At 53.6% G+C, this 16,260-nt stretch carries 13 protein-coding genes; 6 read left to right on the top strand and 7 right to left on the bottom strand.

Going from position 1 to position 16,260, the window contains the following annotated elements; all coding sequences use genetic code 11:
- Positions 1-108 precede the first annotated feature (108 nt).
- The 4 genes from MKY86_RS02080 to MKY86_RS02065 all read right to left on the bottom strand — a co-directional run bounded on the left by MKY86_RS02080 (position 109) and on the right by MKY86_RS02065 (position 8,130).
- On the bottom strand, positions 109-2,073 hold the full coding sequence (locus tag MKY86_RS02080; RefSeq protein WP_076080280.1) for an ABC1 kinase family protein: 1,965 nt from the start codon (positions 2,071-2,073) through the stop codon (positions 109-111).
- 180 nt (positions 2,074-2,253) lie between these two features.
- Complete coding sequence (locus tag MKY86_RS02075; protein WP_083685321.1) at positions 2,254-4,956, bottom strand: CARDB domain-containing protein; 2,703 nt, start codon at positions 4,954-4,956, stop codon at positions 2,254-2,256.
- Between the two features lie 143 nt (positions 4,957-5,099).
- The gene (locus MKY86_RS02070; RefSeq protein ID WP_076080274.1) at positions 5,100-7,424 is read right to left on the bottom strand and encodes an ABC transporter permease; all 2,325 of its coding nucleotides are present in this window, start codon (positions 7,422-7,424) and stop codon (positions 5,100-5,102) included.
- A gap of 1 nt (position 7,425) precedes the next feature.
- Complete coding sequence (locus tag MKY86_RS02065; protein ID WP_036730990.1) at positions 7,426-8,130, bottom strand: ABC transporter ATP-binding protein; 705 nt, start codon at positions 8,128-8,130, stop codon at positions 7,426-7,428.
- 246 nt (positions 8,131-8,376) lie between these two features.
- On the opposite strand from MKY86_RS02065, the gene MKY86_RS02060 reads away from it, so the two are divergent.
- The 4 genes from MKY86_RS02060 (at position 8,377) to MKY86_RS02045 (ending at position 11,829) form a co-directional block, all read left to right on the top strand.
- Complete coding sequence (locus tag MKY86_RS02060; protein ID WP_076080272.1) at positions 8,377-8,745, top strand: GntR family transcriptional regulator; 369 nt, start codon at positions 8,377-8,379, stop codon at positions 8,743-8,745.
- Between the two features lie 5 nt (positions 8,746-8,750).
- Positions 8,751-9,620, top strand: a complete 870-nt coding sequence (locus tag MKY86_RS02055) for an ATP-binding cassette domain-containing protein (protein WP_076080269.1) — start codon at positions 8,751-8,753, stop codon at positions 9,618-9,620.
- Between the two features lies 1 nt (position 9,621).
- Positions 9,622-10,305 carry a hypothetical protein gene (locus MKY86_RS02050; RefSeq protein ID WP_076080267.1) on the top strand — a complete coding sequence of 228 codons (684 nt, stop codon included), beginning with the start codon at positions 9,622-9,624 and terminating at the stop codon, positions 10,303-10,305.
- Positions 10,306-10,608: 303 nt separating this feature from the next.
- A complete protein-coding gene (locus MKY86_RS02045) occupies positions 10,609-11,829 on the top strand; it encodes an MFS transporter (RefSeq protein ID WP_076080265.1) in 1,221 nt (406 codons plus the stop codon).
- Between the two features lie 97 nt (positions 11,830-11,926).
- On the opposite strand, the gene MKY86_RS02040 is transcribed toward MKY86_RS02045, so the two are convergent.
- Together MKY86_RS02040 and MKY86_RS02035 are read right to left on the bottom strand one after the other, a co-directional pair.
- Entirely contained in the window at positions 11,927-12,754 is an 828-nt protein-coding gene (locus MKY86_RS02040; RefSeq protein WP_076080263.1) for a CPBP family glutamic-type intramembrane protease, read from the bottom strand.
- Between the two features lie 19 nt (positions 12,755-12,773).
- Entirely contained in the window at positions 12,774-13,346 is a 573-nt protein-coding gene (locus MKY86_RS02035; protein WP_076080261.1) for a TetR/AcrR family transcriptional regulator, read from the bottom strand.
- A gap of 275 nt (positions 13,347-13,621) precedes the next feature.
- On the opposite strand from MKY86_RS02035, the gene MKY86_RS02030 reads away from it, so the two are divergent.
- A complete protein-coding gene (locus MKY86_RS02030) occupies positions 13,622-15,499 on the top strand; it encodes a leucine-rich repeat domain-containing protein (RefSeq protein WP_076080259.1) in 1,878 nt (625 codons plus the stop codon).
- Here the strand turns inward: MKY86_RS02030 and MKY86_RS02025 are convergent.
- A complete protein-coding gene (locus MKY86_RS02025) occupies positions 15,496-15,711 on the bottom strand; it encodes a hypothetical protein (RefSeq protein WP_340825883.1) in 216 nt (71 codons plus the stop codon). The genes MKY86_RS02030 and MKY86_RS02025 overlap by 4 nt on opposite strands.
- Here MKY86_RS02025 and MKY86_RS02020 point away from each other — a divergent pair.
- Positions 15,689-16,255, top strand: coding sequence for a methyltransferase domain-containing protein (locus MKY86_RS02020; protein WP_340825881.1), 567 nt, complete (start codon positions 15,689-15,691; stop codon positions 16,253-16,255). The two genes, MKY86_RS02025 and MKY86_RS02020, sit on opposite strands and share 23 nt — an antisense overlap.
- Positions 16,256-16,260 lie beyond the last annotated feature (5 nt).

Below are 16,260 nucleotides of genomic sequence, written 5' to 3'. Positions count from 1 at the left end.
CCCCCTCTACAGACAATAAACCCCAGAGGAGTCTCTGAGGTTGTTTGTGTCTCAATCCGCTATTGAACTCTGCCTAACCACACCTGCCATAATCTCTTCTGTCCTCCTCTAGCCCTTGGGTTTCAACTGCTTAATCACGGACATCATCAGAATAATCATCCCCGTGCCGAAGCCTGACATCGATAAGGGAGCCAGGACGAACCGCATGATCTCCCCCTGCACCCAGAAGCTGGCCAGCATGATCACCATACAGATTACCGTGAACATCCCGACCGTCAGCGTCCCCACGAAATCCGTCAGACTATGATTGTCCTCACGCGCAAGGGTGATCCGGTTGTCCTTCAGCAGCGGCAGCTCCAGCAGCTTCGGGATATAGTCCTCCAGCCGACCCTTGACCTTGCTTAGCTGCTCCTTGACGATCTGCCCCTGATCCATCTGGTCTGCGAAGGACTGGCTTGCTGCGGATAGAGAGTACGACTCATCTACAGAGGACAAGGTCCCGTCCAGGGTAATAATCGCCCGGAAAGCCCCAGCCACCGTCGGCTTCAAGGACATCCCCAGCTCGGTAATCATCGACATCAGCCGTCTCATCATGACACTGGTCGGATCAGGCGAGAAAGAGGCTTCGGACAAAAGTCTGCCGAGGCGCCGCTCGATCATTCGCACATCCAGCAGCTCCCCTTCTTCACAGACTCCGGCCAGACCCTGGGCCATCTGCTTTGTATCCTTCCGGCTGTATCCCATCAGGAAATTCAACATCCCGGCCCGCTCCTCCTCCGTCAGATAACCCACGGAACCGAAGTCAATCAGCGCGACCTTCCCGTCTTGGGTCAGCATCAGATTGCCGGGATGCGGGTCGGCGTGGAAGATGCCGATCATCAGAATTTGCTGCAGGAATGCGTGCATGATCATTTCGGACACATCGCTGCTCACCTTTCGGGTGAACCGGTGCCCTTCAATATATTCCATGGTCAGAATCTGCTTGGTCGAGTACTCGGCGTAGATCTTCGGCACTTGTATCGGAATATCGTGTTCCTGGAATGCTTGGCGCAGCAGGTTGGTATTCAGCGCTTCGATGTCGAAGTCCGTCTCTTCAATCAGATTCGTTTTGAAGCCTTGGGCGAGCTGGATTAAGCCGAGTCTTTGGATTTTGGAGGAGCGTTCGGAGAGCCGGGTCACGAATTGGATTAATAGATCCAGATCTACGCTCATCTTCTGCTTCACATCCGGCCGCAGGATTTTGACAACTACCTTCTCTCCCGTGGACTTCAGCCGTGCCAGATGCACCTGACCGATCGAAGCGGCTGCAATGGGCTCCATTCCGAAGTCTTCATACGTCTCCTCCAGATCGCCGATTCTGCTGTCGATGATCTCCTTCAGCTCCTTCCGGCTGAGCGGCTTAACCTGGTCATGCAGGCTGGAGAACGCTTCGATGTATTGCGCAGGCAGCAGATCCTTTTTGGTCGATAAGACCTGCCCGAACTTCACGAAGACTCCGCCCATGTTATCCAGAATGGCAGCAATCACCTGCGGCAGCTTCGCATGATCCTGCTGGAGCAGATGATTCAGCCCTTTGCGTGAAGCGATCCAGAGCAGACGGATCATACGCCTGAAGCCCCGCACCTTACCCATCACATACCCGAGCGGGTTCCCGGACTGCAGCAGCTTGAAATTGAATACACTAAGTAGCATGTAGGTATAGCAGGAGATAAACAGAATCAGCAGCGGGTAATAGATGAACATCACCCTGACCATCTCCGCTTCGGAGGGAACCACAGGCTGCTTGAAGTAGGTTGAGGTTATGATGAGAGTAACAACGGACGTGCTGAACAAGATAGCTACCATCAACTGGAACTGTTCATGCTTGAAGGTCCTGATGCTGCTTATGATGAAATACAGAATGAACGCCACGACAATAATGCTGCTCATATAGAATTGCTCCAGCACTTGCACCAGCATACTGACCGCCACCGCGCTGACAAGCGGCATCACGAGCTTATGCTTCGCATTGAATATATAGGCAAGCGCTACGAACACACCGAAACCTACAAGCATTACTATGAAAAAGAACATCCTCCAGCCCCCTGTATCCGCTTCATTATTCCCAATATAGCATACTAGGCTGAAGATGCGGAAACGGGAAAAAGGCGCAGCCGCCCCGCCGTCAATCCGGGAAGGGTGCCGCGCCTTGCGTCTTGCTGCCGCAGGCCCCGGGCTGTCTGCCCGTCCGCCTCTATTTCTATAAATCTCCTGTTATGGCGTCTGCACCAGCACATTGTCGAAGGAAGCCGCTGCATTATACGCCCGCAGGCCGATGCCTCCGGTAGAGAGACCCGCGTCCACCAGGATGAACCGCTGCACCCCGTCCAGATAGGCTGTGATTGTTGTGCCCTCGAATCTCAGTCCGAAGGTGTGCCAAGTGCCGTTGTCTATCGTCTGGCTGACGCTGCGCAGAATCGTATTCTGCCCGTTCACAATCTTAAGCAGTTGAAGCTGCGCGGTCGTCCAGTTATAGCGCAGATAGTACATATTGTTGGCATCCTGATAACGGCCTACCAGTCCCGCTGATGGTGTAGCGCCACTGCCCGTGCCATCTATACGCATGTTAGTCTTAACGAAATAATTACTCCAGCCGCTGCCGGTATAGGACGCCAGCTGCAAGCCGTTCAGTGCGGTTGCACGGTAGACCGCCTCTGATACGCCAGCCGTCCACGGCCCGCCTGTGGTGCTCCATCCGGCCGCTGCACCGCTGTCGAATGGTTCGGCAAAGGCCGTGTTCCACAGCACAAGCTTGCTTATACGTGTGTTGTTATGTTCCTGCGCTTCGGTAAGCTGGCCGCCAGCGTCTGCAATCGCCGTAATGGTATAAGTCCCCGCTGCCGGAGGCTGCCAGCTCTGCGTGCTTCCTGCCGATACAACCGCCTTCTCCCCAGGCTGTAGCGCAGGCAGCGGCACCGTGGCGGCCGCCGTCCCGTTCACATTGAATTGCAGCACCGCTCCGCTGGCGGCAGGAATGGCTGCTGTGCCCAGATTCTGCACCTCCGCCTGCAGCACCACACTGTCTCCCGTTGCCGGGTTATCCGGCGTCCAGCCAATCTCGTTCACCACGAGGTCAGGCTGGGCAGGGGTACCGGAGGGACAGGCCGTTGACCACACTGCGTAATTATAGGTGCAGGTCCCGCTTCCCGTCTGAAGGGTCAGCACTCCCTGGCGTTCCTGCTGCATCCACGGGTTATCGAGCAGCGGCCAGTTGGCGTAATCATAAGGGGCGCCGTCCACACTGCGCGTTCCGCCATAAGTAATCGTCATCACCTTGCCCTCCAGGTTCGTGAAGGTCAGGCTCGGACTTACCGCAGACACGCCAGAGGCATCGACCGGCAGCAGCTTGACCGCATCGGCGAAATCCTGCAGCGCTGCATAGTCCGCTGCAGGAGCCGTCTCAATGATGATGCCGTTCTGCAGCGCCGTATTCTTGAACCAGCGGTAGCGGCCATCGTCCTCGAAGAAGGCATAGGAGCCGGCCGTCATTTTCGCCGCAATATAGACCGGACCGGCATCCATGAAGATCCAGCCGTCCTGCTCCAGCACCCCGTTCAGCGCTGTTGTCGAGACCAGGCCGCGAAGGTACGGGTATGCGTCACTGGATTTCATTTTGATCACGGATACCTGGGTGCCCTTGTACTGTAAGGTCTGCAGATTGCCCGTTGCCCCATCCACCCGGAGCTGCCCCTGCACGTTGGCATTCGACGTATCCTTCAGCGGCTGATTGATGAAGAAAGTGCTGTTCGGCTGGTCCGACACCCACTTCACCTGCCCCTCATGCACCTGATCCCGGTAGAGCGGACCGCCGCCGTAGCCATTGTAGGTGCTGGTCACTCCATACTCCTTGTTGATGTAGGTATAGCGCTTGAAGCCTTCAGCGTTATCGCCGCCCACATCCGAGGTCTCGCGGTGTACATAATCCGCCGTGCGCTCCAGTGCAGCGGCTGTCACGGCCGCCGGGGGACGGTAGCTGGATATCGCCGCAGAGATGGCGAAGATGCCGTCCGGGTACCATTCATTGTTCGATTCCAGGAAGCGCATGAAGGTCGCCGGCTGCTCCCCGCCGAAGTACAGCCAGCCCACAATCAGGCTCTCCGACGGATGCTTAGGCTCGAACTCCGGCGTGGACATGCGGAAGCTGGACGTCACATGATAGCCCTTCAGCCATTCCGGCGCCCACTGGGCCAGCAGCCAGTCATAGGTCAGCTTCGCCTTAATGCGCATCTCATTGTCGGCAGCATGATCGATCAGCGACAGCAGGGCGCTGGTGTAAGTCGGCATATAGGTGGAGGAATCCTGCTCCATAATCCCTTCGCGCGGCACCCGGTCGAAGAACGCCAGCAGCCAGTCCCTCCCTTTATCCGCCCCCACATGATCCGCTACCTCCGGCCACTCCTGCCCGGCTAAATAGCGGGCCACCGAGTGCATCAGATGATGATTCTCCGTTGATCCGCCATCATAAGCCCCGGAGGGATGCCCGCCGATGACCGTCTTCGCCAGCTCCCGCATCTCCGGCGTATACAGATCCTTATACCGCAGATAGCTGTCCATCGCCGAATAGAAATCGAAGATATCGCTGGTCCGCGTAAGCGCCTCCTCTGCCATCTCCAGCCCCCGGCTGAGGTTGCCCAGCTCCAAGCTGGCCTCGGCAATCCAGGTGTGATACTTCGCGTAATTCTTGTACCGGTTATCCACCCCGTTCTGGATCGGTGCCTCCTCCGGGGAATGCGTGTCGAAATACTCCAGCAAGGCCGCAGCCCTCGCTTCAAAGGTCGATGCCGCCGGGTCCGCTGATGCCCTGCCGCTCAGCGGCTGGCCTGCGAACTCCCCTGCTGAAGCGGCGATCACATTCACCGTCAGCAAGCACACGACCCACCTCGACAACACACTCCGCCACCTGTAACGTTTTTTCATCCTGATGCCCTCCTATCCTTAGGTGAAAGCGTTTACGATATCTACCCTATCAGAATTCGCCGCCTCCGCACAGGAACGCATTTGTGTTCTAAGGATACAGTGCTGGGGAATCGGAAGGCTTTCACCCGGAGGAGCGCCCGTCCTTATTCCAGGCCCTTCAGCGATTCGATCATGTTGATCCGGGTCACCTTGCGTCTAAGCAGCAGGTTAGCCATAAGGGTAAGCGCGAACGCAACCACCACCGACATCAGGAGGCTGACAATGCCTAATTGATCCGGGATCTGCTGGTGAGTGCTGGATAACGCTTGTACGACCAGTTCATACACATAGCCGCAGATCGGCAGGGCGGCCATGACGGCCACCGTGGTGATTATTATATTTTCCCGGAAAATAAGCCGGTTGATCTGATTCCTGTAATAGCCCAATACCTTGAGCGTCGCCAGCTCACGGTTCCTCTCGTACATATTGATCGACGAGATCGTGTAGATCGCGCCAAAGGACAGGATCACCGCGCAAACAATAAACATAATAAAGACAAAGCTGTTTTGCTGCAAAATATAACGGCCTTCCTTCTCCAGTCCATCCTTGCCTGAAATAGCTTCCACCTTTGGATTGTTCCCGAACGCGCTCTGAATACCGGTTAGCGCTCCCGGGGAATCAGCTTCCACCAGCAGGGTGGACGGTTTGTACACGACCCCAAAGCTTGCCAAATAGTCTGGCGTGATGTAAAAAGCCGGGCTTGAATATTGTGTAGAAATGCCTAGCACCTTCATCTCTGCCACCTTGTTGTCCAGCTCAGACGCCGTAAATGCAATGTTTATGGTATCCCCTTCCGCAATGCTATAATGGTCGGCATACGATTTGGGCACCAGTACGCCATGGTCCTCCAGATGCAGGGGATGGTCTTTGTCATCATAGAAATGAATGAGCTTGTTATCCGGTTCCGTGACGATCAGCTCCGCTTTTTCGGACTGCTGGTTCTTTTTCAGTTCAATCGGGAAGGCGGACAACGCATAATGGCTTTTGATGCCCGAAGGAAGAGACTGCCCTGCCAAGACCTCCCCCGCTTTATAATCGACACGAAGGTCATAGGTGTACACCTGCCGGAACTGACCGGCTACCTTTTGCAGGGAGGCTTGGGTGCCAAAGGCGGTGATTAACAGCACTGTACTGACCATCACCCCGACGGAGCTTGCCAGAACCTTAACCTTGTTCAGAAAAATATTCCGCAAAATCAGCTTGTACCTGTACGGCAACCGTCCCCAGAGCCCCGGAATTCTTTCGATGAGTATGGGCCGTATGGATCTGGGCGGCTTAGGGCGCATGGCCCGTGATGCACTTTCCTTCAATAGATTTCTTCCGCTGAAATAACATGCAAACATTCCAAACAGGCTGGAGACGAGCATGGGCGGGAAGATCAGGCCAACCGACAGATCAAATTGTATGCCCGGCAGTGTGAAGGACCTTGCATTCGATACCGCGATAAGGGGCACAAATACAGTCGCAGACAGGATGTACCCCAGAATCGAGCCTGCCACTCCGACCAGCACAGGATAGCCCATATAATGAAGCATGATGCTGCTTCGGCTCACACCGAGTGCCTTCATGATGCCGACCTGATTCCGCTGGGAATCGATTATTCGGGACATGGCCAGGAATAAGATAATCGCTTCGATCAGGAAGAGCACCAGAGGAATGACCTTGCTCATTAACCCGTTATTATGGAGCGTAGCCTTCAGTCGCGAATAGCTGAACGAGCGTTCCTTGCTCTCTTGGCCCAGATACTGCAGGCCTTTGGACTTCTCCTCTATAGACTTACCGATTTGATCCACATCGTAGCCTTCCTTGGCATCCACCAACAGTTCATTATAGACAAAAGCGCCTGCAACCTCAGGGATAGCCGCCTCGTTGACGTAAGCAATACCCTCATGCTTATGATCCTGTGTTTCATTCTTCTTCGCATGCTCCACATTCTCACCTAAGCCGCTGATCCTGTAGGTCATCTCTTGGTCTTGAACGCGGATCGTCACTGGATCTCCGACTCCATAGTCATGCTCTGCCGCATAACGGGAATCCAGTACAATCTCGTTGGCCCCGGACGGAAGTCCTCCCTCCAGCATCGCCAGCGTGTTGATTTCATTATTCTCAGGAATAGAGTGAATCCTAAGCGTTGAACGGTAGCCGTCAAAAGCCTCCGTGGCATTGAAGGTATACCGCCCCTCCAGCTTATGGATGCCCTCCACTTGGCTGAGCGGCGCGATACTCTCTGGCGGAAGTTGACTGTAATACAGATTCAGATCGCTTAATGTGTGCTCAGCAAAATAAGTCTTTGTATAATCATTCAAATGATTGCTTAAGGTCGCCAGACCCGTATAGAAAAAAGCACCTACCGCGACAATCAGCACGAAAGAGAAAAACTGCCCGAGCGACTGCCTGATATCCCGGAACAGTTTGAATAGAAGCTTCATCTCACCACTCAATCCCTTCAGCACTTTGTCTGTGTTCATTCATTGTAATACTTTCAATTCTGCCGCTCTTCACCTTAATAATCTTGTCCGCCATCTGGGCAATCGCCGAATTATGCGTGACAAGCACAACGCATTTGTTCGTCTCCCTGTTCAAGTCCTCCAAAAGCTTCAATACGGCCTTGCCCGTCACATAATCAAGTGCCCCGGTGGGTTCATCACAGAGCAGCAGCAGCGGATTCTTGGCAACGGCTCTGGCAATCGCCACCCGCTGCTGTTCGCCCCCGGATAGCTGGGACGGAAAGTTGCGGTTCCGGCTGCTTAGCCCCACCTTGTGCAGTACCTCCTTGGCATCCAGATGATCCTTGCACACCTCAGCAGCAAATTCGACATTCTCCAGTGCATTCAGGTTGGGGATGAGGTTGTAGAACTGAAACACAAAGCCAACCTTCTCACCACGGTAGCGGGTTAACTTCTTCTCGCTGTACTTCGTGATCTCCTGGCCACCGACAAGAACTTGGCCTGATGTAGCCGTATCCATACCTCCCAGAATGTTAAGAATGGTGCTTTTACCTGCCCCGCTGGCTCCCAGTACTACGACGAACTCCCCTTCGGATATGGAGAAGTCTACACCGTCAAGTGCCCGGATAGTCACCTCCCCTACTTGATACTCCTTGGCTACATTCTTGAACTCAATCAGCTTATTCACTGCTGCTTCCATCTCCTCTGCTTCTCTGAAAGGTCACACAACCACATGAGCGAGGCTGTTATTTCCGGTTTCAGTATGTTAGTATGTTACTCATGTAGCATACTGTAATACATGAAAGTTCAAGCTGTCAATATTAGCCTCCCAGGTTCACCTGGAGCTATGATCCTGTGGATTGACAATTGTTTGTCCATCCCTTATGGTGGTATGTTATATGAGTAACATACTAAGAGGACGAATGGTGAAGCCATGACCATCACTTTTGACGATAATCTACCGATATTCCAGCAAGTCGCCCATATCATTGAGGATGATATTCTGAACGGCACATTTCAGGTGGACGAGCAGATTCTTTCGGTTGCCCAGTTCTCCCAGCTGTTTCAGATTAATCCGGCCACGGTGGTTAAGGGGATTGGCATACTGGTCAATGAAGAGATCCTGTACAAAAAAAGAGGGCTCGGCATGTTTGTCGCGGCCGATGCCAAAGATAAAATTCAGTTGAAACGAAGAGAGCGGTTTACCAAAGAGCTCTTGTCCGAGCTGCTGAACGAAGCCGACAAGCTTGGGCTGACCACCGGCGATATCATTGACATGATCACTCAACTGAGAAAGGACTGAAATCCGTGAGTATAGCATTAGCTTGCGGCCATCTGACCAAATCCTTTGGCTCTGCTCCTGCTCTGCGGGCGCTCGATTTACAGCTGGAGGAAGGCGTCATTTACGCATTGCTCGGACGCAACGGGGCCGGCAAAACCACTTTACTGAATACGATTGCGGGTGGAATTGCGGCAGATTCCGGCACGATTGAGGTTGGCGGACAGCGGCTGCGCAGGGGAGAGTTACCGAAGGGTCTGTGCTATGTGCGCGATCACTACCGGCACTTCGGGGGAGCGAGAGTCATCGAAGCTTTGGAGACCGCAGCAGCTTTTTATCCCAGGTGGGATTGGTCTTATGCCCTTGAGCTCCTTGACCTCTTTCTAATCGATAAGGACCAGAAGATCCGGCAGCTCTCCAGCGGTAACCAATCGCTGCTCCAAAATGTAATCGGACTCGCGAGCCGGGCGCAGATAACCTTATACGATGAGCCTGTGCTAAGCCTTGATGTGTTGATGAGGGAACGGTTCTACAAGGCACTTATGGAGGATTACGCCAATTATCCGCGCACGATTCTGCTATCCACGCATTTGATCGATGAGATCGCGCCGGTCGCAGAGAGAATCATTATCCTTGAATCAGGCTCCCTCCTTCTTCAGGATGATATGGAGCAATGCCGCCAGTCGGCTTATCTGATCCGGGGAAATTCGGAGGCTGTAGCATCTTATACGTCCGGCAAACGGGTGATCTACCGCGAGGACTATGGAAGAGGCACGCTTGCCGCTCTTTACGAGAAGCTGAGTGACAAGGACAAACGGTTGGCCCGTGAGCAGGACATATCTATCGAGGCGCTGAGTCTGCAAAAGCTATTCCTGTATTTGATCGAGGGAGGTCTCTAGATTGAGTGCGTTGACCGTTCATTTAAAAGCAACCTACAGACAGCTCAAACTCTATATCTGGCTGGTTCCGATGATTATTGTGCTTGGCCGGACGACAGAACTTATAATTACCTTCCTAACAGATACGATGGGCGCCTCCCGTCTATCGGAGAGCAACATGCTTATTCTTCTATTGCCATTGTTCGCCATCGCTCTGCCGCTAAGCTATTACAAACGGATTGTTCATTTGGGCGCCAGCCGGATGCAATATTACAGGGGAATACATACCGTTTTTGCCGTCTGGGCGGCAGCCGTCGCCTTAATGAACTCCCTATGGCTCGCCTTACAGGTCCATGTCTTTCACAATTATGATAACGCCACGGATCTGGTCGCCGCCTTTCATTGGAACGACTTTGGCTTTGCCGGCTCCTTTCTGTATCAAACAGCCTTTTACCTGATGGCTATGGCTTTGCTGAGTATGCTGGTCTCGGGATTCTTCACCCCCGCAGGCTGGCTGCTGTCTGTACTGGTAGTTGCGGCCATTCCGGTCGGAACAGCCATCCCGGAGCTCCGGGTTCACGTGGCCTCCTTCTTCCGTACCCTGCTGCTGAACGATTCTCTCTTGCTGGGCACCGGATTCAACCTGCTGCTTTATCTTGTTTTCATAGCTGGCGGGTGGCTGTTTACGCGAAGACGGGTACATTAATTATTGAGCGGGGGCTATTCTATTGACACCTCCAACAGTTCAATGTTAAGCTCCAGCTATAAAAATTTGAGGAGGATGGCAGCCGATGATTCCACGTATATGGTAAGCACGCCCAACAAAAGCTGATTTCTCACCAAGTGTGGGCTTTTTTGAGCTGCTGCTATTTACGTTAAGGACATTGGTTGCGATCCGCTACGGCTTATTTCACGATGCCCGGTTTCGCACTGTCCCGTCATGTAATTGTTGCAGACCCAAGTCCACTTACGGATTTGGGTCTGTCTTTATTAGGGAGGGTATACACTTATGAATATTCAATGGAAAAAGACGTTCGCCTTCATCTTCAGCGGACAAATCTTCTCGATACTAACCTCTGCGATGGTTCAATTCTCCATCATCTGGCATCTGACCGCGACGACGGGGTCGGCCGCCGTGTTAATGCTTGCCGGTCTGGCCGGGTTTCTGCCGCAAGCGCTCTTAGGTCCGTTCATTGGTGTCTGGCTGGACCGGTGGAACCGTAAGCTCACCATGATCGCTGCGGACAGCGCCATTGCACTAACCAGTCTGATTCTGGGTGCTTATTATCTATGGGGCGAGCCCAGCTTATGGATCGTGTATGCCATCCTGCTGATTCGTTCGGCAGCTTCATCCTTCCATGCCCCTTCGTTCCAGGCTGCTATTCCTCTGATTGCGCCGGAAGACCAGCTCACCCAGGTGGCAGGCTGGAACCAGCTCATCTTCTCCGCTTCTAGCGTCCTTGGACCTGCGCTTGGAATAGCGGTATACTCGGCTACTTCACTAGGAACCGTATTGCTCTTAGATGTGGCAGGTGCCTTAATCGCTAATGTCATGCTTCTGTTCGTCCACATTCATCAACCGAAGCCGGAGAGCGTGGAGACACCCTCGTTCCGTAAGGAGTTTAGTCTTGGCTGGCGGGCCTTCCTGTCGCACAAGCCGATTGTCACGATTACGGTTGCCATGGCGGTCTTCAGTGTGGTATTCATGCCGCTGGCGATGCTGTTTCCCTTGATGACGCTCTCCCATTTCGGACGCGGCGGTTACAGTGCCAGCCTGATTGAGGCCGTCTTCGGGATCGGAATGATCCTTGGCGGTGCACTGCTGTCGGTGCTTGCTTCCAGGTGGAAGGACACCACCTACATGAGTGTGAGTCTGGTTGTAATCGGGCTCACCTGTGTCCTGAGCGGGGTAGCCGGGCGCGAGGCGTTCCTTGCTTTTACCGTCCTCTCCTTCCTGATGGGTGCCGCTGCCCCCTTGTTCAACGGCCCTTACATGGCGATGATCCAGAAGTCTTATGAGCCTGAGCTCCTGGGGCGCGTACTCTCCTTCGTGACAAGTATCGGACTTTTGTCCTCCCCAATCGGGCTTGCACTGGCGGGACCTGTGGCCGACCGGTTCGGCGTTCCGTTCTGGTTCTTCTGGTCGGGGATCGTTGTGGTCCTGATTGGAGTATTCATATTTATCAGGTTTGCGGGGACTGGTGCAGACAAGCAACCTATTAATGAGTAAATGAAAGCAAATAGACCGTCCTCCCGTAAGTGGGAAGGCGGTCTATTTGCCTTACATCAGCGCTATTCGCCCGAACTGCCGCAGGACTTCACCAAGTTTATCTATCTGCAAAGCGCTTCAATCGTCTAGATCTGAGCCATAAGCCGAATCCGATGAACAGAATCGTTGTAAACACGCCGGTGGTCGGGCTAAACCACAGTTCGCCTGCCGGCGTGAATGTAATGATCCCCGCAACCGATACCAGCAAGGTAGGCACGCCATCCTCCACTGCGTGCATGAGTACGCACGGCCACACCGATTGCGTAAGACGATAGATTTCAACGTACATGATGGACCAAGCAACCATGAGCACACAGCCTATGACGACATAGCCCCATCTCGTGGTTGTCCCGAAGTAAGTATCCGGCAGGAAGACCAGATAATAAGCCGTATGCCACAGCGCCCAGACCAGACCGGATACGAGATAGATCATCCAGTCATTCAGCTTCAGCTCAATCAGCTTCGGAGTCAGATAGCCGCGCCAGGCGAACTCCTCGAAGATGTTCTTAACAAAGCTGCCTGCGAGCGATATCCCAACCAATGACAGAATAGTATGTAGTTCGGCCTCTGAAGTGCTGGCGCTATGGAATAGCAGAGCAAGCCCCACCACAATCGCCATGATTACCGGATAGATGGCAATGGCTGCGCCGTACCACTTCCTATTTTCTCTAAAATTGAACCTTACGCCCATATCCTTCCAATCGCGGTTCACCAGCCGCAGCACGAGCATTGCGATCACCGGAAAAATGAGCCACAAGCCCATTCCCGGTGAATTCCCTTCCGGCTGATCCGGCAGCTTCGTATCCACCCATACCCCAATCCAGCCGCACGCCAGCACAATAACGATGAACACTAGAAGACTGAGCTTTGTTCTGCCTGCTGTCATATGATCATCCCCTCCGGGTTCAAGATTTCTCCGAGCTACGCTTCGCTGTGCTGATGACATCCTCTGCCGCGCTGTTCAATAGCTGAATCATCTGCTCCTCCGTATAATGGTCCGGCAGTAATTCGTTCGCAACCATTACACTCATCCCGACCTGGAACATCTTCATCTTGAGCAAAATCATCCCCAGTTCATCATCGGTTAATCCATTCAGATCCGGGTCCGTTCGCATCATCTGAATGAATCCCTGCGTCTCTGCCTCATTGTACTTCGCCTGATCATTCTTCTTCATCACCAGATCCCGGAACAACACCGGATACTCTCTGGCAAAACGGATGCTGGCCGCCCCGATATCATGGAACGGATGCCCGGAGTTCTGCTCCAGCAGAATCTGTCTGCTCACCGTAAGCGTTCTCTGGAATACCTCCTCCACCAGCTCGCCAGCCTCTTTGAAATTGACATAGATGGGGGCGATAGAGCCTCCCAGCTTCTCGGCCACCTTACGGATGGTCACGGCGTCCACTCCTTCGGTCCTCGCAATCTCGAACGCCGCATCGATGATTTGTTCTTTGGTGAACTTTTTTTTGGGTGCCACGGGCTTCCTCCTGAAATAGAGCATTAAATACATAACTCATGATATATATCAGATGATATATATAAACCGTCCCAGATGTCAACCTAATCTTAACGGCTTGATTCTCCTTTTTAACAATTGTTGTGTTCTGAGCATTTGTTCATATAGAATCAAATTATCAGCTTCTCTCCAGAGAATAATGGAACAAATCAGCGTAACTCACGTAAATTCCGATAAGTTAATTCAAGTGATACCGGCGCAATTTCATCATCACATCATGAAGGAGGCGGCAGCCCGTGGCATTTATCCCGTTAAATTGTCCCAATTGCAGCGGAAGAATTGAATATAAGGAAGGCACCATCCTCAAGTGCCCTTATTGCCAGACTGAGCTTCTGCTCAAGCAAAATAATGTCTACTATGTGGATCAGACCATTAATCATTATCACGGGGCACCCCCTCCCAAGGCCGCGCCGAAGCCACCCGTCTCCGTCTCTATCCCCATTAGGCTGGTGTTGGTTCTGCTGCTGGTGCTGGGCGGGGCCATCGGTACTTATTTCTATTACGGCCTCAGCTCTCCGCAGCAGGCAACCAAGGCTAATCTGTCTGTACGGACGATGCCCGAAAGCGAGGTCCTGCTCACCTTCCTGCGGGAGACCCTGGGTAAAGGCTCTGCCATGCCTACAGAGGAGGAATTGGCCTCACTGCGTTATTTAACTGTGGAGCGTTCGAAGAATGACCAGTGGCAGTTCACTTACAGCTTTTCCGATCCCTTCAGCGATGCACAGGCCGAGAAGCTTACTTATGTGACCCAGGACAAGCGGCTGAATGCCCAGCGGATTGATCAACGGGATTTCGAAGCCTTCAAGGGACTGACGGCACTGAACCTGACGAATACCTACGAGATCAACCAGGCGGACCAGACAACTCTTGCCCATATGCCCGGATTAAAAAGCTATGGCGGCGCCTTCAACGAATCCTTCAGCGCCTTCTCCGGCTACTTCGGCGATAAATCTAAAATTACGGAGCTGTCCACTCAGCTGCGCAGTAATCAGGAAGTGGCCCTGCTGCTGGAATTTCCCAATCTAAGCTCACTCTCCATTACCTATGTGGATGAGTCTATAACGGATTTGCATCTGCTTAATAAGCTGCCGCTGAAGTCCCTGTCCCTTACCTTCGTCAATGACCTGGGGTGGTTATCGTCCATGACCGGGCTGTCTTCTCTGGCTATCTACCACAGTGAAACCACAGATCTGCAGCCGTTATACGCCTTAACCGGGCTCCAGGAGCTTAAGCTTTCCTATTTATCCAATGTGAAGTCGATCGACTTCCTGCAGAACATGCCTGCACTGCAGACGCTTGATCTCGAAAATGTGAATTTCTCCAGCCTGGAGCGTCTGGCCGGCAAAACCTCTATTACCTCGCTCCGCCTGGCTTCCTTAAGCCAGCTTGGCTCGGTAAAGGCCGTGAATAGCTTGTCCTCGCTGCGGGAATTCACCTTGGACGGTTATTACGAGCAACCAGACAGCCTTACTTTGCCGGGCGTCAAACGGGTGGAAATCCCAGCTTCCTTCCTCTCCGGGCTGAAGGCCCCTGCGGTAACAGATCTGACACTCCGGGGCGGAAGCGGGGAGCTTAATATGGCTGAGCTGAAGAAATTCCCTGAGCTTGGGGAGCTGTCCCTCTGGGGAGTCGATGAAATGGCTGGTCTGGCTGCCCTCGACAAATTGCCACGTCTACAGAAGCTAAGCATCTTCGACTCGTCGCTGTATATGGAGAGCGATGCCTTATTCCGTCTGAAGCAGGTGAACACGCTGGTGTGCTCGGAATGCCGCCTGAATTTCAAGCAGACAGCAGCAACGAATAGTGTGCTTGAGCATCTGACCTTGGGCCGGCCATACTTCTCCATGAATAACAACTCCGTTAGTGAGGTTGACCAGGTGATGCCTTACTTCGCGGGCCTGACTGCCCTGCGTTCCTTCACCCTGCAGGACAACAACCTGGCTTCTCTTGCGTTCATGAGCAAGTGGCAGGCCATCGAAGAGCTTCATCTGGAGAACAATGCGATTTCCAATATAGAGCTTCTGAGCAAGCTGCCCAAGCTGCAACAGGTATTCCTGACTGGCAATTCCGTGGCGAACAAGTCCGTGCTGGATGCAGGCGTGCTGGTGTATTAGAGCCGGCTTCCAATAACCAATGGCAGGCAGACACGTATGATCACAAACTGGATTTCGTCTCCAAGCTGGGTGGCGATGTCCTCTCGCTGCTCCAGCCTCAGCCCGGTGAACGCGTGCTGGATATCGGCTGCGGGACAGCCGACCTGACGGCTAAGATTGCAGCCGCTGGAGCGGAGACTGTCGGCCGAGATGATTGCACGCGGCCGTGCCAAGTACCCGCATCTGAATCTGAGCACCCAGAATGCTTACACATACCGGACCTCCGGGACCTTCGATGCGGTGTTCTCTAACGCTGCGCTGCACTGGATGAAGGACGCACACGCAGTTGTCGTGACGGTAGAAAGCGCACTGCGGACCAGCGGACGGTTCGTCGCCGAATTCGGCGGCTACCGCAACGTTGCCGCGCTGGTGAATGCGACCGAGGCCGCACTGTCCGCGCATGGCTATGATCCGCAGGGACGCAATCCATGGTACTTCCCCACCATCGGAGAATATACGGCAGTGCTGGAGGCGCATGGCTTCCTCGTCACGCTGGCCCAGCATTTCGAACGGCCGACTCCCTTGCAGGGGGAGAGCGGAATCCGGGATTGGCTCGACATGATGGCCGATGACTTCTTCTACGATGTCAATGCAGAAGACAAGACTGCGATCTATCGCGAAGCGGAAGAGCAGCTGCGTCCGGAGCATTACCGGCAGGGCCAATGGATCGCCGACTACCGGCGGCTGCGGGTCTGTGCGGTGAAGATGGCGGACTAAGAATA

It is taken from the genome of Paenibacillus sp. FSL R7-0333, from assembly GCF_038000365.1.
Lineage (GTDB): Bacteria > Bacillota > Bacilli > Paenibacillales > Paenibacillaceae > Paenibacillus_AQ > Paenibacillus_AQ silagei.
Note: the sequence above shows the minus strand (reverse complement) of the source record. Positions and strands in the feature narration are given on the sequence as shown.

Excerpts from the sequence above, each read along its gene's own strand:
- MKY86_RS02075 (WP_083685321.1), bottom strand. The coding sequence starts at position 4,956 with ATGAAAAAACGTTACAGGTGGCGGAGTGTGTTGTCGAGGTGGGTCGTG.
- MKY86_RS02045 (WP_076080265.1), top strand. The coding sequence starts at position 10,609 with ATGAATATTCAATGGAAAAAGACGTTCGCCTTCATCTTCAGCGGACAA.
- MKY86_RS02080 (WP_076080280.1), bottom strand. The coding sequence starts at position 2,073 with ATGTTCTTTTTCATAGTAATGCTTGTAGGTTTCGGTGTGTTCGTAGCG.
- MKY86_RS02020 (WP_340825881.1), top strand. The coding sequence starts at position 15,689 with ATGATTGCACGCGGCCGTGCCAAGTACCCGCATCTGAATCTGAGCACC.
- MKY86_RS02070 (WP_076080274.1), bottom strand. The coding sequence starts at position 7,424 with ATGAAGCTTCTATTCAAACTGTTCCGGGATATCAGGCAGTCGCTCGGG.
- MKY86_RS02040 (WP_076080263.1), bottom strand. The coding sequence starts at position 12,754 with ATGACAGCAGGCAGAACAAAGCTCAGTCTTCTAGTGTTCATCGTTATT.
- MKY86_RS02060 (WP_076080272.1), top strand. The coding sequence starts at position 8,377 with ATGACCATCACTTTTGACGATAATCTACCGATATTCCAGCAAGTCGCC.